The organism is Streptomyces sp. 2114.4, from assembly GCF_900187385.1.
GTDB lineage: Bacteria > Actinomycetota > Actinomycetes > Streptomycetales > Streptomycetaceae > Streptomyces > Streptomyces mooreae.
In genome coordinates this window covers 4,273,973-4,290,666 of record NZ_FYEY01000001.1, presented here as the reverse complement: position 1 = coordinate 4,290,666, position 16,694 = coordinate 4,273,973, and the positions used below count along the sequence as shown (strand labels likewise).

Here is a 16,694-nt window from a genome sequence, read left to right as displayed (position 1 = left end):
AGCTGAGGACCGTGGATGATCCGTACCACGAGGGCTCGCGCGCCGTGCAGGACCGGCTCGGCGTACGCGCCGTGGCCGATCACATCGGCCGCTCCATCGGGCCGGGCATCCGCGAGGTGGCCGCGGCCTTCCTCGGACTGCAGCCGATGCTGGTGATCGGTGCGGCGGACGAGGCCGGCCGGATGTGGAGCTCGCTGCTCACCGGCACCCCCGGATTCGTGCGGGCCACGGGCCCCCGATCGATCGCGGTCACGGGCGGCCCCCCGGCGGGCGACCCGCTCACCGCGGCCCTCGCGACCGAGGGAACCGACGTCGGCACGATCGCCCTCGACCCCCGCACCCGCCGGCGTATGCGCCTCAACGGCACGGCCGCGCCGACGGCCCGCGGGTTCGTGGTGGCTGCCGAGCAGGTTTTCGCCAACTGCCCGAAGCACCTGCAGCGGCGGACGCTCCTGGCACCGGTCCCCGCCCAAGCCGGTGCCGTGCGGCGGGGCCGGGAACTCACCCCCGATCAGCAGCGCTTCGTCCGCGCCGCCGACACCTTCTTCATCGCCACCGCGGCCGCCGACGGCACCGACGCCAGCCACCGCGGCGGCAACCCCGGATTCGTCCGGGTGACCTCGCCGAACGAACTCTGCTGGCAGGACTACCCGGGCAACGCGATGTTCCTGACCCTGGGCAATCTCGAAGGCGATCCCCGCGCCGGCCTGCTGTTCGTCGACTGGAGCACCGGCGGCACGCTCCAGCTCACCGGCACCGCGACCACCGTATTCGGCGCGGCCGGCCGCACCCTGCGCTTCACGGTGACCGAAACCGTGGAGACCCCGCACGCCAGCCCGCTGCGCTGGTCCACACCCGAGTACTCGCCCGCCAACCCACCCGTGCGGGACAGCGTATGAACCTCCCGGGTGCCGCCTCACCCCGCGCCCCGGGTTCACCCCCACAGCCAAGAGAAGGAGCCCGCCATGGCGCCACGCCCACCGTTCCCGCCGTTCGACGAGCCGAGCGCGCTGCAGAAGGTCCAGGCGGCCGAGGACGCCTGGAACACCCGCGATCCGGAGCGCGTCGCCCTCGCCTACACCGAGGACTCCATCTGGCGGAACCGGGACACCTTCCTCACCGGCCGCGACGAGATCATCGCGTTCCTGCACCAGAAGTGGGCCCGCGAACTGGACTACGCCCTGCGCAAGGAGCTCTGGTCCTACAGCGGCAACCGCATCGCGGTGCGCTTCCAGTACGAGTCCCATGACGCGGCCGGCCAGTGGTGGCGCAGCTACGGCAACGAGCTGTGGGAGTTCGACGAGGAAGGCCTGATGCGTCGCCGGGAGGCCGGCATCCACGACGTCGCGATCACCGGCGACGAACGCCGCATCTTCGGCCCCCGCCCGGAGGAGGAGAAGGGGCGGCCTCTTCCCTTCCGCTGATCAGCGGGAGACTCCCCGGCCTCACCCGCCCGTCAGCGCCTCCCCCAGGACGGCCACGCCCTCCGTGATCTCGCCCGGTGTACGGGCGGCATAGCCGAGGACCAGGCCCGGAGCGGCGGGGAGCCGGCGGTGCCAGGACAGCGGCTGGACCTTGACGCCCCGGGCGAGGGCCGCCGCAGCCAGGTCCGTATCGGAGCCGCGGCAGACGCCCGGCGCCAAGGTGATCGTCAGATGCAGGCCGGCCGCCGCGCCGTGCACGGTCGCCCCCGGCAGCTGGGTCCGGATCGCCGCGATCATGGCGTCCCGGCGCTGCCGGTGGCGCCGGCGCAGCAGTCGCAACCTGCGTTCCAGCTCGCCCGATTCCATCAGCCGGGCCAGTACCAGCTGCGGCAGTGCCGCATTGCCGAGGTCCGCGAACCGTTTGGCGTCGACCAGCGCGGTGCGGTACCGCGGCGGCGCCAGCACCCAGCCCACCCGCAGGGCGGGCGCGAGCAGCTTGGAGATGCTGCCGGCGTAGCAGACCTGATCGGCGAGGAGTGAGCGCAGCGCGGGGGCCGGCACACGGTCGTAGCGGTGCTCGGCGTCGTAGTCGTCCTCGACGATCAGGCCGCCGTCGGCCGCCCAGCGCATCAGCTCGCGGCGCCGACCGCCGTCGAGCACCACCCCGGTCGGGAACTGGTGCGCCGGCGTGAGCAGGACGGCCCGCGCACCGCTCGCCCGCAGCGCGTCGACCCGTATCCCGAACTCGTCGACCGGCACCGGCGGCGTCGCCTGCCGCCAGTGGCGCAGATGCTGTTGCGCCCCGAGGGACCCGGGGTCCTCCACCGCGATCTCCCGGATTCCGTCACGGTGCAGCACCTGGGCGATCAGGCCGAGGGCCTGCGCGGTACCGGAAACGATCAGCACGTCGTCCGGGTCCGCCCTGATCCCGCGGTTACGGGCCAGCCAGTTGGCGACGGCCACCCGTAGTGCGGGCGTGCCGCGGGGGTCCCCGTAGCCGAGTTCGGCGGACGCAAGACCGGCGAGCACCGCGCGTTCGGCGCGGAGCCAGGACGTGCGGGGGAAGGCGGACAGGTCGGGTACACCGGGCGAGAGATCGATCCGCGCGGGCGCGGAGCGCAGCTCGTCGAAGACCTCCGGGCCGGGCGGAGCGGCGAACGGCGTGACGGCCCGGTCCCGGTGCACGGAGGGTGCCGCTCCCGTGACACGCACCGGGGAGCTCGCCGCGGTCCCCGCCGTGGCCGTCACGGGCGCGGCGACGACCACGGTCCCGCCCCTCCTCCGCCCGGCAAGCTGTCCGTCCTCGGTCAGCCGCTGATACGCCTCGGTGATCACACCCCGCGACACCCGCAGCTCAGCGGCGAGTACCCGGGTGGCGGGCAGTCTGCTCCCGACCGGCAGCCGGCCGTCCGCGATCGCGCGCCGCAACTCCCTGGCGAGCCAGTCCGACCGCCGGCCCGCGGGCGCTTCCGCGATGTTCAGCTGCAGGAAGTCGGAGGAGCCCGAGGACCGCGAGGAGCCCGAGGGGGCCGAAGAAACCGGAGGAGTCGGCGGGCCAGGGGGAGCCGGAGGAGTTATGGACCTGTCAGCGGGCCGTTCTTTGGACCTGTGCACCGGGCCATTGTCCCGGCACGGTGAAGCCATGAACAGGAAAACGGCGTACGTCCACGGCTACTTGCCCCGCGAAGCCCGGCGCCTCTGCGACCAGGCGGACACTCTGGCCCCCTTGCTGCACGCCGGAACGGCGTACCCCGCCGGCAGCCGGGTCCTGGAGGTCGGCTGCGGGGTGGGTGCGCAGACCGTACATCTGGCCAGGAACAGTCCGCGGGCGCGCCTCGTCGCGGTTGACCGTTCCGAGGAGTCGCTGGCCCAGGCCCGCGCCTACCTGAGGGAGCAAGAGCCCGACGCCGACGTGACGTGGCGGGCCGCCGACCTGCTGCATCTCCCCTTCAAAGAGGCCGAGTTCGACCACGTCTTCGCCTGCTTCGTGCTGGAGCACCTGTGGGAGCCCGACAAGGCGCTGGCCGCGCTGCGCCGGCTCCTGCGCCCCGGCGGGACATTCACCGTGATCGAGGGCGACCACGGCTCGGTGGTCTTCCATCCGGACAGCCTGCACGCCCATGAGGTGATCGGCCATCAGGTACGCCTGCAGGCCGCGGCCGGCGGAAACGCACTGCTGGGACGGGAGTTGCAGCCACTGCTCAGCGGCGCCGGATTCGAGAACGTGGTCATCCGTCCGCGTACGGTCTACGCCGACCGGACCCGGCCCGCCCTGGTGGACGGATTCACCCGGAACACCTTCATCGCCATGATCGAAGCGGTCCGGAACGATGCCCTGGGCATCGGCCTGACCACCACCGCCGACTGGGACCGGGGGATCACCGATCTGCGACGGGCCGCCGAAGACGACGGGACCTTCCACTACACCTTTTTCAAGGCCGTGGCCGTCAATCCGATGTCGTAGGGGTCGTAGGGACGGATTCTTCGTGGCACGGACCGGGCGCGATCGTGCGCACCGGCCCCGCACCCACGCGCTCGACCACCGCGCCGAACCGTCCGACATCCTCGCCGCCCTCGGCGCATTGCCCCCGGCGCGCTGAATTCCGCCCTTCCTTTGCAGATGTCTTAACGGGAAATTGACTGCCGTGGCGCGTTGCGCCAACTCGCCGACAACCCCCCATAGGCCACCGCCTGCCGGAGCGCTATGGTCGGCTTTCCAGGAACGTAACGGGGGAGGGCAGCCGCGGATGGCACAGGACGATGCCGTGATCGGCTGTACGGGAGTGCTGCTGATCGGCACGCGCGGGGCTGCCGGTCCCGGTGAGGTCCTGGTACGGATCAGAGGCGGTAGCGAGGCCTTTCTCGCCTGGTCCGCCGAGCCCCTTCCGGTAGGGGCGACCGTGCTCGTGATCGAGTCGCGTGGCAGTCGTCAGGTCGACGTCATGGAGTGGGCCGATCCGTTGGACGCGTTGTCCGGCAATGCCGGCGACGCCGGTTGAGGAGAATGAGGATGTTCGGTTACCGCGTTCCTGCCCCCGATCAAGCCATGCTGATCTCGGGAGGCAGGCGTGGACAGGGGGGCGCGCCATTCCGAGTGGTGACCGGGCACGGAAAGTTCGTGCTGCCGGTTTTCCGCAAGGTCCGCTTTCTGACGCTGGCGATGTGTGAGGCGGAGGTCGCCGAGACCTGTGTGACCCGGCAGGGCATCGCGCTGACGGTACGCGCCGTCATCGCGTTCAAGGTCGGCAACGACACCGAGAGCGTGGTCAACGCCGGTCAGCGGTTCCTGTCCGACCAGGACCAGATGTCGGTACTGACCGGCCGGATCTTCGCCGGCCATCTGCGCTCCATCATCGGTTCGATGACGGTCGAGGAGATCGTCACCGAGCGGCAGAAGCTGGCCACCGAGGTCCTGGAGACGTCCAAGACCGAGATGGCGAAGATCGGTCTGATCGTCGACTCGTTGCAGATCCAGTCGATCGACGACGGCGACACCGGCTATATCGAGGCGATGTCCGCCCCGCACAAGGCGGCCATCCAGCGGCAGGCGCAGATCGCCCAGGCCCAGGCCACCCAGGCTTCGGTCGAGGCGCAGCAGGAGGCCGCGCGTAATCAGGCCGAATACTCCCGGCAGACCGCCGTGGTCCAGGCCGAGTACTCCGCCGAGGTGGACCGCGCCCAGGCCCGCGCCGCGCAGGCCGGTCCGCTCGCGCAGGCCCATGCACAGCAAGAAGTCCTCGCCGCACAGACCGAACTCGCCGAGCGCGCGGCGCAGCTGCGTCAGCAGGAGCTGGTGGCCGAGGTCGTCAAGCCCGCCGAGGCGGAGGCCGAGCGCATCCGGCTGCTGGCCATGGCCGAGGCGGAGCGGATGAAGATCCAGGCCGAGGCCGCCGCGTCGCACGACCGGGTGGCCCTGGACCGGATGCTGATCGACCAGCTCCCGCAGATCGTCAAGGAGGCCTCCGCGGGCCTGGCCAACGCCAATGTCAATGTCCTCAACGGCACCGACGGCCTGGGCGAGATCGCCGCGGGCCTGGTCGGCCAGGGCCTGACCATCCTCGACTCGGTCCGCCGCAACCTCGGCACCCCCGAGGGCCAGGACGGTAAGACCGACAAGAACGGCGGCACCGCCGCACAGCAGGGCCACAACGGCCGGGTCGAAATCGAGTAGAGCCCGGACAGGGAACGCGTAGAGCCCGCGCAGGGAGCGAGTAGCGGCTGCGCGCGAGGTGGGACTCGGGGCCCAGGGGACAACCTCTGGGCCCCGGCCCACTCACCTCCCCGGCCCACTCACCTCCCCGCCCCGCTCACACCCCCGCCCTCGCGGCCGGTCTTCCGCTGCGTGCTTGTGACGGGCGTGGGCCACCAGATGGTTGAGCACGGCGACGGTGGTGGCGATGTCGGCGTCGTCGAAGCCGGCGAGCGCGTCGTGCAGACCGGCCTGGCTGGTGTGCTGGAGGCGGCCCAGGACGGCCTTGCCGTGGGGCGTGATCGCCACCTGCCGGGCGCGGCGGTCAAGGGAGTCCGGGGTCCGTTCGACCAGGTCCTGGGACTCCAACTGGCTGATCTGGCGGGTGACATGAGGCGGCTCGACCATCAGCAGTGCGGCCAGATCGCCGACCCGGCTGACCCCGCCGCTGTCCTCCAGGGCCATCAGCAGCCACAGGTCGGAGCGCGCCGCCGTGACTCCCGCCTCGGCCGCCTGGCGTTCGTGTGCCCGGGAACGGGTGAGCAGGTAGGACAGCGTGGCCAGCACTCTTTGCAGTGCGGCGATGGGGTCCTGGTCTCTTCCGGGGTCCGGCATGCAGGCACTTTAGCTGCCCTTGGGGTGCCCGGATCCGCCCTGTGGCAGGTCGCTCCGGGCGCGCGCGTCCGCTCGGATTGAGCCAACCTCGGGGGCGCCTTGATCACCCCTTCCCTCCCCCGTTCGCGGTGAGTTAACGTGTGAACAACTTACTTGCTTAAGTTAGGTAACTAGAGGTGACCCAGCCCTCGGTGACCGTGATCCCCGCTGGTCACGGTGGCTGCCGAGGTGGTCACCGAGTTTGCAGAGCCCGTCAAGGAAAAGCGCTACCCGCACCGTTCGCCACGGCAGTGCCGTGTCCCGATCGTGGAAGGACCAGCCGCATGACGACTGCAGAACGCACCGAGGCGGAGCACGACACCGGCCCGGGTGCAGGCCTCGCCCCCCTTGCCGTCCCGGCCGCGCGGGCCGAAGGCTGCCCCTTCGATCCCGCGCCCGGCGTCGAACGGGCCCGCCGGGAGGAACCGGTCACCCGGGCCACGCTCTGGGACGGCTCCACCTGTTGGCTGGTGACCCGGCATCAGGACGTACGGGCGGTGCTGGGCGACCCGCGGTTCAGCGCCGACGCGACCCGGCCCGGCTTCCCCTTCCTCACCGCGGGCGGCCGGGAACTCGCCGCCGTCAAACCGACCTTCATCCGCCAGGACGACCCCGAGCACGCACGGCTGCGCCGGATGCTCACCGCCGAGTTCATGGTGAAGAAGGTGGGGGCGATGCGCCCCGAGGTGCAGCGCCTCGCCGATGACCTGCTCGACCGGATGACCGCGGGGCGCAACTCGGCGGATCTGGTGGCCGAATTCGCGCTGCCGCTGCCGTCCCTGGTGATCTGCCTGCTGCTCGGCGTCCCGTATGACGACCACGAGTTCTTCCAGGAACGCAGCCGCCTGCTGCTCAGCCTCCGGTCGACGGCCGAGGAGGTGCGTGCCGCACAGGAGGACCTGCGGCACTATCTGACCCGGCTCGCCGAGTCCAAGCGACGCGAGCCGGACGACGGCATCGTCAGCCGGCTGGTCGCCCGCGGCGAGCTCGACGACGAGGAAGTCTCCTCCATGGGGCGGCTGTTGCTGATCGCGGGCCATGAGACCACCGCCAACATGACCGCACTGTCCACCCTCGCCCTGCTGCGCAACCCCGGCCAGCTGAAGCGGCTGCGCGCGGACCCCTCGCTGATCAAGGGGGCCGTCGAGGAGCTGCTGCGCTATCTGACGATCGTCCACAACGGTCTCCCGCGGGTCGCCACCGAGGACGTCACGCTCGGCGGCCGCACCATCCGGGCCGGCGAGGGCGTGCTGTGCACCCTCAACTCCGCCAACCGTGACGACGACGTCTTCCCGGGGGGCGACGCACTCGACGTCGGACGCGATGCCCGGCGTCATATCGCCTTCGGCTTCGGCGTCCACCAGTGCCTGGGCCAGCCGCTCGCCCGGGTGGAACTGCAGATCGCCGTCGAAACGCTGCTGCGCCGCCTGCCGGACCTGCGGCTCGCCGTCCCCTTCGAGGACATCCGGTTCCGTCACGACATGGGGATCTACGGGGTCCACGCCCTGCCGGTCGCGTGGTGAGCCCGGCCCGCCCCTCTCGTCCGGCCCGCTCCTCTCGTCCGGCCCGTCCATCTCGTTCGTCTCGTCCATCCCGTCCAGCCCGTCCGCCCGCGGCCCTCAGCAGCCCGGCGGCCCATCGTGGGGAGAACCATGCGCGTACACATTGACCAGGAGAAGTGCTGCGGCGCCGGAAGCTGTGTGCTGTCCGCGCCGGAGGTGTTCGACCAGCGCGAGGAGGACGGCATCGTCGTCCTCCTCGATGCCGAACCGCCGGCCGGGCTCCACGACGCCGTCCATGAGGCGGTGGCCATCTGCCCGGCCGCGGCGATCTCGGTCGAGCAGGCGGACCGGGCGGGGCGGGTCTAGACGACAGACCTGCTGCGGGGCCCCCGGACCGGCATCCTGCGCGCCGCCCGGCGGGCCTTCGCCCTGCGTCCGTACGCCGAGGTCACGCTGCGCGGTATCGCGGCCGACGCGGGGGTGAGCGCCTCACTGATCGTCAAGCGGTTCGGCAGCAAGGAGCAGCTCTTCGCCGCCGTGGCCGACTTCGGCCCGGCGGCCGACGCGCTGTTCGGCGCACCGCTCCCGGAACTCGGCCGGCACATGGTGCACACCGTCGTCGGCCAACGCCGCGCCCAGGCACGAGCCGGCCTACGGCTGGGGCACCAAACCGTCCTCGACCAGCCCGGCCAGCACCGCCTCGCCCAGCGCCTGCACCGCGGACTGCGGCCGCACCATCACCGTGAACTCCTTGATCCGGCCCGCCTCGTCGAACTGCAGCAGATCGATGCCGTGGATCTGCTTGCCGTTCACGGTGGCCCGGAAGACCAGGACCGTCGAGTCAGCGGAGCCGCCGTCCGGCCCCGCCGCCGTCTGGGCGCTGCCGTCGAGCTCGCCGACGTAACGGAAGTCCTGGAACGTACGCAGCAGCACCCCGAAGAGCCCGAGCACCATCGGCCGCCCCTCGAAGGGCGTGAACTTCACCGGGCTGTACAGGCGCACGTCCTCGGTGAACAGCTCCTCCACCCCGTCGAGATCCGCTGCCTCCACCGCCGCCTTGAAGCGGTTCGCCGTCGTCCCCATCGCTCGTCCTCCTCGCCCCGGCCGGGCACACGACCCGGCCGCCCCGGTGCCTCATAGTCGCGACTATGATTAGTCATATTCTTGAGTATGGGAAGGGGTAGCGGCCCGACATGGCTCTCAAGCACGCGGTGCTGGCGGCACTGCTGGACGGCGAGTACAGCGGCTACCAACTGGCCAAGGCCTTCGATGCCGGCGTCGCCAACTTCTGGCACGCGCTGCCGCAGCAGCTCTATACGGAGCTGGCCAAGCTGGAGGCGCAGGGCCTGATCGCCGGCCGCCAGGTGGTCCAGGAGACCCGGCCCAACAAACGGCTCTTCCACGTCACCGACGAGGGCCTGGCCGAGCTGGAGCGGTTTGCCGCGGCCGCGTCCAAACCGTCGTTCATCCGTGACGATCTGCTGGTCAAGGTGCAGGCCGTGGACCGGATCGACGCCGCGCCGGTGATCGAGCAGCTGGCGGAGCGGGCCCGGCTCGCCGCCGCCAAGGCCGAGATCTTCGACCAGCTGCTGACCCGGCTGCGCGGTGGCAGGGACGAGGCGGAATTCCTGGCCGGCGGCGACCGGATCGGCCCGTATCTGACCTGCCTGCGCGGCCTGGGCTTCGAACGGGAGACCCACGCGTGGTGCGAGCGGATCGCCGGCGTACTGCGGGAGCGGAGCGAGGCACGGCCGCGCCCGTAGGAAACCGTTCCCCAGAACTCCTTCGTGTGACTACGGACATCAGCCGGCGCGCACCCGGGAAACAGACATTCCACAAGAAAAGGAATGGAAGGACATATCCCTATGCGTCTTCGCCACACCGTCGCCACCGCCGTCGGCGCCCTCGCGCTCGCCCTGGCGCTGCCCACCGCCTCGGCCGGCGCGGCCACCGGCCCCTTCACCTACGTGCACACCGACTCGACCGGCACCCCGCACGTGGGCCTGCTCGCCGACCCGCCCAGCCGGGCGTGCCTCGCCCTCCCCGAGGTGACCGACCCCACCGTCCAGCCCGCCCACACCCCGAAGAACTACACCTCGTCCGTCGCCACGGTCTTCACGGGCTCCGACTGCACCGGCGACCACTTCAGCCTCCGGCCGAACGGCGGTCACGCCTCCGAGCAGCTGAAGGTCCGTTCGGTGGTCTTCTCCTGATCTGACGCCACCGCCTGATCCGGCGCCACCGCCTGATCCGGCACCACCGCCTGATCCGGCACCACCGCCTGATCCGGCGCCACCGCCCGATCTGACGTCACCACCTGATCCGACGCCAGCATCCGGAGCGCTTCGGCCGTCCGCGACCCCGGTTCGGCGTGGTAGGTGATCACCTGCTGGTCGGGGTCGGCGGGCAGGGTCAGGGTCTCGTACGCCAGGGTCAGCCGGCCGGCCCGCGGATGGCACAGGACCTTGCTGCCGAACCCCTTGTCCTGCACGTCGTGGGCGGCCCACAACTGCCGGAATTCCGCGCTCCCGAGCGAGAGCCGGCCGATCAGCGAGGCCATCTCGGGGTCGTCCGGATAACGGCCGGCATCGCGCCGCAGAAAGCCGACCACAGCGGCGGCCTTGGCGTCCCAGTCCTCGTAGAGCTCGCGTGCGGCCGGATCCAGGAACACCTGCCAGGCCAGGTTGCGGCGCTCGGGCGGCAGCGCGGCGAAGTCGCCGAGCAGGGCGCAGGCGAGCCGGTTCCAGCCGATGATGTCCAGCCGCCGGCCGATGACGTAGGCGGGGACGCGCTCCATCGTGTCGATCAGCTGCTGCAGCGCGGGGCGCACCCGTTGCGCACGGGCGGCCGGGCGGATGCGGCGGGAGACCGGGCGGGCGAGATGGGTGAGGTGATCGCGCTCGGCGGCGGTCAGCCGCAGGGCGGTGGCGATGGCGTCCAGTACGGCGGACGAGACATTGCGGCCACGGCCCTGTTCGAGGCGGATGTAGTACGCCACACTCACCCCGGCGAGCTGCGCCAGCTCCTCCCGGCGCAGCCCCGGCACCCGGCGCCGCCCGCCGTACTCCGGCAGCCCGACGTCCTGCGGCCGCAGCCGGGCACGCCGGGAACGCAGGAACTCACCCAATTCCGTTCGCGGGTCCATGACCGCTGTCGGCGGCCGCGGACCGGACCGGAGGGGGGTTCCGTCAGTACTAGGCACGGCATGCATACGTTCAAGAGTGCACTGGTTACGGCAAACGGAACGCCGCATTCTCGGTGGCATGACCCACACCTCCGTCTTCGCGTACGCCGCACCCGCCCCGAAAGCACCGCTGGAGCGGATCACCATTCCGCGCCGCGAGCTGGGTGCCCACGACATCCTGATCGACATCAAGTACGCCGGTATCTGCCACTCCGACATCCACACCGTGCGCGCCGAATGGGGCGACGGCGGAGCCTTCCCGATCGTCCCCGGCCATGAGATCGCCGGTGTGGTCGCCGAGGTCGGCGCCGAGGTCACCCGTTACCAGGCGGGCGACCGGGTCGGCGTCGGCTGCTTCGTCGACTCCTGCCGGGAGTGCGAGAACTGCCGGGCCGGCCTGCAGCAGTACTGCACCGGTGAGCTCGGCAACGTCGGCACGTACAACGCGACCGGCCGGGACGGCGAGACCACCCACGGCGGCTACTCCACCCACCTCGTCGTCGACGAGAACTACGCCCTGCGCATCCCGGAGAGCATCCCGCTGAACGCCGCGGCGCCGCTGCTGTGCGCCGGCATCACCCTCTACTCGCCGCTCGCCCACTGGCAGGCCGGACCCGGCAAGAAGGTCGCCATCGTCGGCCTGGGCGGCCTCGGCCACATGGGCGTGAAGATCGCGCACGCGATGGGCGCCGAGGTCACCGTGCTGAGCCAGTCGCTGCGCAAGAAGGACGACGGCCTGCGGCTGGGCGCCGACCACTACCACGCGACCTCCGACCCGGCCACGTTCGAGGAGCTGGCCGGCACCTTCGACCTCATCGTCAACACCGTCTCCGCCAACCTGGACCTGAACGCCTACCTCGGACTGCTGCGCACCGACGGCACCCTGGTCCAGCTCGGCGCCCCCGAAAACCCGCTGCCCGTCGCGCCGTTCGCCCTGCTCACGCGGCGCCGCTCGATCGCCGGCTCGCTGATCGGCGGCATCCCGGAGACGCAGGAAATGCTCGACTTCTGCGGTGAGCACGGGCTGACTGCAGACATCGAGGTGATCAGCGCCGAGCAGATCAACGAAGCGTACGAGCGGGTCCTGGCAAGCGATGTCCGCTACCGCTTCGTGATAGACACCTCGACGATCTGAGCCATCGGATCCCATCGGATCCCATCGGATCCCATCGGATCCACCTGATCCGCCTGATCCGCCTGATCCACGAGCGCCTTCCGCCCGGTTCCGGGCGGAGGCGCGCACGCCCGGGACGGTCTGCCGAAGGCCGCCCCGGGCGTGCGCATGTGGTGACTCCCCAGCCCGGGGAGTCTGACGAGACGACCCACTCCAAGTCCCGCCGACTCGCGAAGGCGTACCGGCTCGGACTGATCGGCTCGAAGGGCTGAGGGCCACGGAGGCCCAGAGGTGCACGGAAGCGGGCCCCGGCGAAGATTTTCCGCACCGCCCGGCAACCCCCGTCCCCGCCGCACGTCGTCACGGGTGAGGGCGCCCTCAGGCGCCGTCCCGTCGACGAACGTGGAGCAGCCGACCGTGAAGTCCGTGAAGTCCGTGAAGTCCAGCCGTACCTCCCGCACGTCCCGCACGTCCGCCGGTTTCCGGCCGTACGCCGCCCCGCTCCGGCCCCGCTCCCGTCCGCGCGGTGCGGTAGGCGCCGGGCTGGTCGCGGCGCTCACGCTGGCCGCGCTGTCCGTGGCCGGTACCGCACAGGCCGACGACCGGGCACCGCAGCCGCGCCCGCACACCGGCTCCGCGGCCCAGGCACCCACCCCGCGACCGGCCGACGGCAGGACCCGGCCCACACCCGCACCGGCCACCAGCGCCTCTCCGTCGCCCAGCGCCCCGACCGGGGTCCCCGCCACGCCCCGCCCCTCCGCCTCACCCAGCCACCCGGCCCCGCGGCCGAGCAGCGCCGATCCCCGCCCCAGCGCCTCCCCGGCCTCGCCCGGCACCCGCGGCGACGGCCCCGGCTCCTCCGCCCGCCCGGCCCCCGTCCCCGCCAAGGGCTCCGGGAGCGAGAAGGAACTCGCCCGCACCGGAGCCTCCGCCACGACCTCCATGGCGCTCGGCGGCACCGCCGCGGCCCTGATCGCCGTGGGTGGCGGCGCCGTCTACGCGGTCCGCCGCCGGCGCGGCTGAGCCACCGCGAAAAGCCGCCCGCCGCACCCCGAGGAACGATGGAGCACTCCGCCGGCCCGCAGTACGCCCCGGTACGGTTCGCCCTGCCGGGGCCCCGGCCTGCCCTGTGGCGGTGGCTGCTGCGCACCGCCCGCCCGGCGGCCGCCCGCCGCGAAGCACCGCGCCCCGGCCACCCGGCCCGCTCTCCCGCGTACGGCCAACCGGCGGATTTCGAGGCCTGGTTGCCGGACGAGGCCGCCCCCGCACCCCCCGAGCCCCGGCCGACGATCAGCGAGCTCTACCACGCCCACCGGCTGACCATGGTCCGGCTGGCCGTCCTGCTCGTCGACGACCGCGCCACCGCCGAGGACGTCGTCCAGGACGCGTTCGCCGCGCTCTACAAGCGGCACGGCGAACAGCTCGGCGAGGTCGACAACGCGCTCGCCTATCTGCGTACCGCGGTCGTCAACGCCGCCCGCTCGGTGCTGCGGCGCCGACGCACCGCACGCGGCTACACCCCGCCGTACGAGGCGGATGCGCCGTCCGCCGAGGAGCGGATCGTGCTGGACGAGGAGCACCGGGAGGTGTTCGCCGCGCTGAGCGGGCTGACCGCCCGCCGCCGGGAGGTGCTGGTCCTGCGCTACTGGGGCGATCTGACAGAGGCACAGATCGCGGCGACGCTGGGCATCAGCCGCGGCGCGGTGAAGTCGATCGCCAGCCGCGCGCTGAACTCGCTGGAGAAGATCTTGAAGGAGCGGTCATGAACGGCCCCGGCACACGTACCGGTGGCACGGGTGGCGGGCCCGGTGATGCCGCGGGTGGCAACGGCGGCTGGGGCGCCGGCGGTACGGGCCCCGGCTCCGACGGCGCCGCGTCCGGGCGTCCCGTGGAAGACCGGCTGCGCGGGGCCTTCGCCGCGCGCGCCGAGAGCATCGCCCTGAGGGACCTGCGGCCGGCCGCGCCCCCGGGCCCGCACACCCACCGCGGCCGGCTGCCCGGTCCCGTGCGGCCGTGGCTGCGCCGTTTCGGACTGCCGCTGGCCGCGGCCGCCGCGACCGCCGCCGTCGTGATCGGCTTTCTGACCACCGTCCCCGGCGCCCCGGACCAGCCCCTGCCCGCGACCCCGCCGAGCCCCGTCGGCCCGGCACCGTCCCCGTCGGCCCGTACGGGACCGTCCCCCGCCCCGTCCCCGAGCCACCCGTCGCGGGTACCGCCCCGTACGGCCGGCCCCTCCCGCTCGGGAGTGCCCAGCGGGATTCCGGTCCCGCCGCGGCGCCCTTCCCGTTCGGGCACCCCCAGCCCCCGGCCCCCGGCAGAGCCGGGCGGCGGCCCCTCGGGGACCACCGTGGCGCCTTCCACAGCCCCGTCGGCCACCCCCTCCCCACGGGACGGCACCCGCGCAGCCCCCGGCAAAGGCGGCACCTCCTCGGCACCGCCACCCGGTTGAGAGCCCCGCGAACGGGCTTCCACGGGCGGTGATGCGCATGCAGTGGTCCGCGGGCAGCGGGCAACGTCCCGACCGCCCGACACCCCCACAGACAAAGGGGGCCGAAACCCATGGCCTCCGTTAGCCGTGCGTTAGCGGATCGCCAGCACCCGCGCCGAAGGTCGTGTACACGCCACCGTCCCGGGGGAGCTCCCAATGCCGTTCACCGCCACCACCTGCCGGGCCACCACTTGCCGGGCCGCTGCCGCAGGTCTCCTCGTCGCCGCCGCGCTGACCCTGACCGCCGGCTGCCACGGCGCCCCCGGCAAGGGAGGCGAGGGCTCCGTCACGGCCGTCTCGCCGGCCCCGGCCCCGCCCCTCCCGGACGGCGGCAGTCCACCCACGGGCCGGGGCGGCCGGGTCGCCTGCACCCCCGAAATGCTCAGATTCCACGCCGGCGCACTGCCGCGACGGGACCGCCGCATGCTGCTGACGGTCACCAACTTCTCCCGCCGAACCTGCGACTTCGCCGCCCAGCGCTACCCGCTGCTGCGGTTCGGCAACGACCGGCAGCCCGCCCTTCCCGCGATCGGGGCGAGCCGGCCGCGCGCAGCGGTCTCCCTGGCGCCCAACGACACGGCGTACGCCACGATCATCACCTCCGCCGCCGGCGGACCGGGCGGCGCAGGCCACCGTGGCCGGAAAATCGCCCAGTTCGGCGTCGCGCTGGCCGCCCGCACCACCCCCACCCAGGTCGGCCTGGACGGCCGCACGCCCGTCCATGTCGACCCGCGCACCGCCAGGGTCACCTACTGGCAGCCCTGCCTGGAGGCCGCCCGGAAGTGGTGACGGCCCGGGTGAGGACCGCGGCGAACAGGGGAGAGCCCTGCCCCGCCCGGGACACGCCGCGCGGGTAGCCCGTTCGGGTCACATCCAGCCATATCCTCCGACCCACCCCTCCCCAATGATCCAAATTTGCCGCCAATGATCCTTTTGCATTGCTGCGGCATGGCTGCGCCCGGTGCCGCTCGCCCGGTAGGCTTTCCGTGTGATCTTCAAGCGCATCGGAAACGGTCGGCCGTACCCGGACCACGGCCGGGAGAGCACCCGCCAGTGGGCGGACGTCGCCCCGCGCCCGGTACGCCTCGACCAGTTGGTGACGACCAAGCAGCAGCTCGATCTCGAAACGCTGCTCGCCGAGGACTCGACGTTCTACGGCGACCTCTTCGCGCACGTCGTGAAGTGGGAGGGCGACCTCTACCTGGAGGACGGGCTGCACCGCGCGGTACGCGCGGCCCTTCAGCAGCGCCAGGTGCTGCACGCCCGCGTGCTCGAACTGGGCTGACGCACCACCTCCCCCACCGGCCGGCCAACTGACCGGAAAACCCCCTTTACCGCTCGGCACCACCCAACCCACCCTGTCCGAATTGACCCTTTTGGGTTGGCTCTCGCACGACGCGTTGATCATCTAGTAGGCACGGCGTGCCTACCGCACTACGCTGCGCCCATGAGCATGCTGACGCCCCCAGGGATGGGCGGTAAGAAGTACCGCATCACGGGCGACAGGTATCCGCGGATGCGCCGTCCCCGCCACCGTCGCCGGATCGCCCTCACCGTCGTCGCCACGGCCTGCGCCCTCGGTCTGGCCGGCTGGGGGACCCTGCAGCTCATCGACGTCTTCGGGGGCCGCGGCACAGCCCAGGCCTCCCAGGACACAGCGCACTGCCGCGACCACGGCAAGACGGACACCGCGCAGGCCAGGACCGCCGCGCGGAAACTGCCCGCGCCCGGCTCGCTGACCGTCAACGTCTTCAACGCCACCCCGCGCTCCGGCCTCGCCAAGCGCACCGCCGACGAGCTCCACAAGCGCGGCTTCAAAATCGGCGAGGTGGGCAACGCCCCCGCCGCCTACGACAAGAAGGTCAAGGGCCCCGGAATACTGCTCGGCCCCGGGGCGGCCGACGGCCCGCTGAAGGTTCTGGCCACCCAGCTCACCGGAGCTCAGCAGAAGACCGACGGCCGCAAGGGCACCGACCTCGACCTGATCATCGGTGACGCCTTCAAGGACCTGACCACCCGGCAGAACGCCGCGAAGTCCCTGGCCCTGCTGACCCACCCGTCCCCGGCCCCCGCCACCGACGCCAAGTGCTGACCTGCCGCACGCGCACGGGCTCCGCACCAACCCGTGGTGCGGAGCCC

Annotated in this window: 21 protein-coding genes and 1 pseudogene; 17 read left to right on the top strand and 5 right to left on the bottom strand. The window is 72.1% G+C overall.

The genetic code is table 11. From position 1 onward, the window contains the following. Window positions 1-2: 2 nt before the first annotated feature. Both CFW40_RS18870 and CFW40_RS18865 read left to right on the top strand, forming a co-directional pair. Window positions 3-899, top strand: a complete 897-nt coding sequence (locus CFW40_RS18870; protein ID WP_371127325.1) for a pyridoxamine 5'-phosphate oxidase family protein — start codon at window positions 3-5, stop codon at window positions 897-899. 66 nt (window positions 900-965) lie between these two features. After that, the gene (locus CFW40_RS18865) at window positions 966-1,424 is read left to right on the top strand and encodes a nuclear transport factor 2 family protein (RefSeq protein ID WP_088798999.1); all 459 of its coding nucleotides are present in this window, start codon (window positions 966-968) and stop codon (window positions 1,422-1,424) included. A gap of 21 nt (window positions 1,425-1,445) precedes the next feature. Here the strand turns inward: CFW40_RS18865 and CFW40_RS18860 are convergent, their stop codons facing one another. Further along, a complete protein-coding gene (locus CFW40_RS18860) occupies window positions 1,446-3,068 on the bottom strand; it encodes a PLP-dependent aminotransferase family protein (RefSeq protein WP_088798998.1) in 1,623 nt (540 codons plus the stop codon). Here CFW40_RS18860 and CFW40_RS18855 point away from each other — a divergent pair. The 3 genes from CFW40_RS18855 (at window position 3,067) to CFW40_RS18845 (ending at window position 5,595) form a co-directional block, all read left to right on the top strand. Beyond that, window positions 3,067-3,888, top strand: coding sequence for a methyltransferase domain-containing protein (locus CFW40_RS18855; protein WP_088798997.1), 822 nt, complete (start codon window positions 3,067-3,069; stop codon window positions 3,886-3,888). The two genes, CFW40_RS18860 and CFW40_RS18855, sit on opposite strands and share 2 nt — an antisense overlap. Window positions 3,889-4,171: 283 nt before the next feature. Continuing rightward, window positions 4,172-4,423: a hypothetical protein gene (locus CFW40_RS18850; protein WP_086716653.1), complete on the top strand. Its 252-nt coding sequence runs from the start codon at window positions 4,172-4,174 to the stop codon at window positions 4,421-4,423. 11 nt (window positions 4,424-4,434) lie between these two features. Next, complete coding sequence (locus tag CFW40_RS18845) at window positions 4,435-5,595, top strand: flotillin family protein (protein ID WP_088798996.1); 1,161 nt, start codon at window positions 4,435-4,437, stop codon at window positions 5,593-5,595. A 102-nt stretch (window positions 5,596-5,697) separates the two neighbouring features. Here the strand turns inward: CFW40_RS18845 and CFW40_RS18840 are convergent, their stop codons facing one another. Then, window positions 5,698-6,228: a MarR family winged helix-turn-helix transcriptional regulator gene (locus tag CFW40_RS18840; protein WP_088798995.1), complete on the bottom strand. Its 531-nt coding sequence runs from the start codon at window positions 6,226-6,228 to the stop codon at window positions 5,698-5,700. Between the two features lie 323 nt (window positions 6,229-6,551). Between CFW40_RS18840 and CFW40_RS18835 the strand changes: the two genes are divergently transcribed. From CFW40_RS18835 to CFW40_RS38710, 3 genes and pseudogenes are all read left to right on the top strand, one after another. Then, on the top strand, window positions 6,552-7,790 hold the full coding sequence (locus tag CFW40_RS18835; RefSeq protein WP_088798994.1) for a cytochrome P450: 1,239 nt from the start codon (window positions 6,552-6,554) through the stop codon (window positions 7,788-7,790). Window positions 7,791-7,919: 129 nt separating this feature from the next. Next, entirely contained in the window at window positions 7,920-8,135 is a 216-nt protein-coding gene (locus tag CFW40_RS18830; protein WP_088798993.1) for a ferredoxin, read from the top strand. A 9-nt stretch (window positions 8,136-8,144) separates the two neighbouring features. Then, window positions 8,145-8,249: pseudogene (locus CFW40_RS38710) on the top strand (TetR family transcriptional regulator); the annotation flags it as partial. A 9-nt stretch (window positions 8,250-8,258) separates the two neighbouring features. Here CFW40_RS38710 and CFW40_RS38140 read toward each other — a convergent pair. Both CFW40_RS38140 and CFW40_RS37560 read right to left on the bottom strand, forming a co-directional pair. Next, window positions 8,259-8,396 (bottom strand): hypothetical protein, encoded by a 138-nt coding sequence (locus CFW40_RS38140; RefSeq protein WP_256331399.1) that lies wholly within the window; start codon window positions 8,394-8,396, stop codon window positions 8,259-8,261. A 24-nt stretch (window positions 8,397-8,420) separates the two neighbouring features. Next, a complete protein-coding gene (locus CFW40_RS37560; RefSeq protein WP_218136794.1) occupies window positions 8,421-8,852 on the bottom strand; it encodes a nuclear transport factor 2 family protein in 432 nt (143 codons plus the stop codon). Between the two features lie 110 nt (window positions 8,853-8,962). Between CFW40_RS37560 and CFW40_RS18820 the strand changes: the two genes are divergently transcribed. Together CFW40_RS18820 and CFW40_RS18815 are read left to right on the top strand one after the other, a co-directional pair. Continuing rightward, window positions 8,963-9,532, top strand: coding sequence for a PadR family transcriptional regulator (locus tag CFW40_RS18820; RefSeq protein ID WP_088798991.1), 570 nt, complete (start codon window positions 8,963-8,965; stop codon window positions 9,530-9,532). A 102-nt stretch (window positions 9,533-9,634) separates the two neighbouring features. Beyond that, on the top strand, window positions 9,635-9,982 hold the full coding sequence (locus CFW40_RS18815) for a hypothetical protein (protein WP_088798990.1): 348 nt from the start codon (window positions 9,635-9,637) through the stop codon (window positions 9,980-9,982). Here CFW40_RS18815 and CFW40_RS18810 read toward each other — a convergent pair. Continuing rightward, window positions 9,937-10,914, bottom strand: coding sequence for a helix-turn-helix domain-containing protein (locus CFW40_RS18810; protein WP_088798989.1), 978 nt, complete (start codon window positions 10,912-10,914; stop codon window positions 9,937-9,939). The two genes, CFW40_RS18815 and CFW40_RS18810, sit on opposite strands and share 46 nt — an antisense overlap. 118 nt (window positions 10,915-11,032) lie before the next feature. Here CFW40_RS18810 and CFW40_RS18805 point away from each other — a divergent pair, with 118 nt between their 5' ends. From CFW40_RS18805 to CFW40_RS18775, 7 genes are all read left to right on the top strand, one after another. Next, on the top strand, window positions 11,033-12,088 hold the full coding sequence (locus tag CFW40_RS18805) for an NAD(P)-dependent alcohol dehydrogenase (RefSeq protein WP_088798988.1): 1,056 nt from the start codon (window positions 11,033-11,035) through the stop codon (window positions 12,086-12,088). 381 nt (window positions 12,089-12,469) lie between these two features. Beyond that, window positions 12,470-13,090 (top strand): LPXTG cell wall anchor domain-containing protein, encoded by a 621-nt coding sequence (locus CFW40_RS18800; protein WP_088798987.1) that lies wholly within the window; start codon window positions 12,470-12,472, stop codon window positions 13,088-13,090. A 38-nt stretch (window positions 13,091-13,128) separates the two neighbouring features. After that, complete coding sequence (locus CFW40_RS18795) at window positions 13,129-13,833, top strand: RNA polymerase sigma factor (protein WP_176956457.1); 705 nt, start codon at window positions 13,129-13,131, stop codon at window positions 13,831-13,833. Beyond that, window positions 13,830-14,516 carry a hypothetical protein gene (locus CFW40_RS18790; protein ID WP_088798986.1) on the top strand — a complete coding sequence of 229 codons (687 nt, stop codon included), beginning with the start codon at window positions 13,830-13,832 and terminating at the stop codon, window positions 14,514-14,516. The genes CFW40_RS18795 and CFW40_RS18790 overlap by 4 nt, the downstream gene beginning before the upstream one ends. 195 nt (window positions 14,517-14,711) lie before the next feature. Then, the gene (locus CFW40_RS18785; RefSeq protein WP_088798985.1) at window positions 14,712-15,344 is read left to right on the top strand and encodes a DUF4232 domain-containing protein; all 633 of its coding nucleotides are present in this window, start codon (window positions 14,712-14,714) and stop codon (window positions 15,342-15,344) included. 199 nt (window positions 15,345-15,543) lie between these two features. After that, entirely contained in the window at window positions 15,544-15,840 is a 297-nt protein-coding gene (locus CFW40_RS18780; protein WP_030084955.1) for a type II toxin-antitoxin system VapB family antitoxin, read from the top strand. A gap of 162 nt (window positions 15,841-16,002) precedes the next feature. Continuing rightward, window positions 16,003-16,647 (top strand): LytR C-terminal domain-containing protein, encoded by a 645-nt coding sequence (locus tag CFW40_RS18775; protein ID WP_088798984.1) that lies wholly within the window; start codon window positions 16,003-16,005, stop codon window positions 16,645-16,647. Window positions 16,648-16,694 lie beyond the last annotated feature (47 nt).

What these genes read in the sequence shown, in the direction of transcription:
- CFW40_RS18795 (WP_176956457.1), top strand. Translation starts at nt 13,129, where the DNA reads ATGGAGCACTCCGCCGGCCCGCAGTACGCCCCGGTACGGTTCGCCCTG.
- CFW40_RS18840 (WP_088798995.1), bottom strand. Translation starts at nt 6,228, where the DNA reads ATGCCGGACCCCGGAAGAGACCAGGACCCCATCGCCGCACTGCAAAGA.
- CFW40_RS18855 (WP_088798997.1), top strand. Translation starts at nt 3,067, where the DNA reads ATGAACAGGAAAACGGCGTACGTCCACGGCTACTTGCCCCGCGAAGCC.
- CFW40_RS18865 (WP_088798999.1), top strand. Translation starts at nt 966, where the DNA reads ATGGCGCCACGCCCACCGTTCCCGCCGTTCGACGAGCCGAGCGCGCTG.
- CFW40_RS18850 (WP_086716653.1), top strand. Translation starts at nt 4,172, where the DNA reads ATGGCACAGGACGATGCCGTGATCGGCTGTACGGGAGTGCTGCTGATC.
- CFW40_RS18845 (WP_088798996.1), top strand. Translation starts at nt 4,435, where the DNA reads ATGTTCGGTTACCGCGTTCCTGCCCCCGATCAAGCCATGCTGATCTCG.
- CFW40_RS18775 (WP_088798984.1), top strand. Translation starts at nt 16,003, where the DNA reads ATGAGCATGCTGACGCCCCCAGGGATGGGCGGTAAGAAGTACCGCATC.
- CFW40_RS18820 (WP_088798991.1), top strand. Translation starts at nt 8,963, where the DNA reads ATGGCTCTCAAGCACGCGGTGCTGGCGGCACTGCTGGACGGCGAGTAC.
- CFW40_RS18785 (WP_088798985.1), top strand. Translation starts at nt 14,712, where the DNA reads ATGCCGTTCACCGCCACCACCTGCCGGGCCACCACTTGCCGGGCCGCT.
- CFW40_RS18805 (WP_088798988.1), top strand. Translation starts at nt 11,033, where the DNA reads ATGACCCACACCTCCGTCTTCGCGTACGCCGCACCCGCCCCGAAAGCA.
- CFW40_RS18860 (WP_088798998.1), bottom strand. Translation starts at nt 3,068, where the DNA reads ATGGCTTCACCGTGCCGGGACAATGGCCCGGTGCACAGGTCCAAAGAA.
- CFW40_RS18790 (WP_088798986.1), top strand. Translation starts at nt 13,830, where the DNA reads ATGAACGGCCCCGGCACACGTACCGGTGGCACGGGTGGCGGGCCCGGT.
- CFW40_RS18830 (WP_088798993.1), top strand. Translation starts at nt 7,920, where the DNA reads ATGCGCGTACACATTGACCAGGAGAAGTGCTGCGGCGCCGGAAGCTGT.
- CFW40_RS18835 (WP_088798994.1), top strand. Translation starts at nt 6,552, where the DNA reads ATGACGACTGCAGAACGCACCGAGGCGGAGCACGACACCGGCCCGGGT.
- CFW40_RS18815 (WP_088798990.1), top strand. Translation starts at nt 9,635, where the DNA reads ATGCGTCTTCGCCACACCGTCGCCACCGCCGTCGGCGCCCTCGCGCTC.
- CFW40_RS18810 (WP_088798989.1), bottom strand. Translation starts at nt 10,914, where the DNA reads ATGGACCCGCGAACGGAATTGGGTGAGTTCCTGCGTTCCCGGCGTGCC.
- CFW40_RS37560 (WP_218136794.1), bottom strand. Translation starts at nt 8,852, where the DNA reads ATGGGGACGACGGCGAACCGCTTCAAGGCGGCGGTGGAGGCAGCGGAT.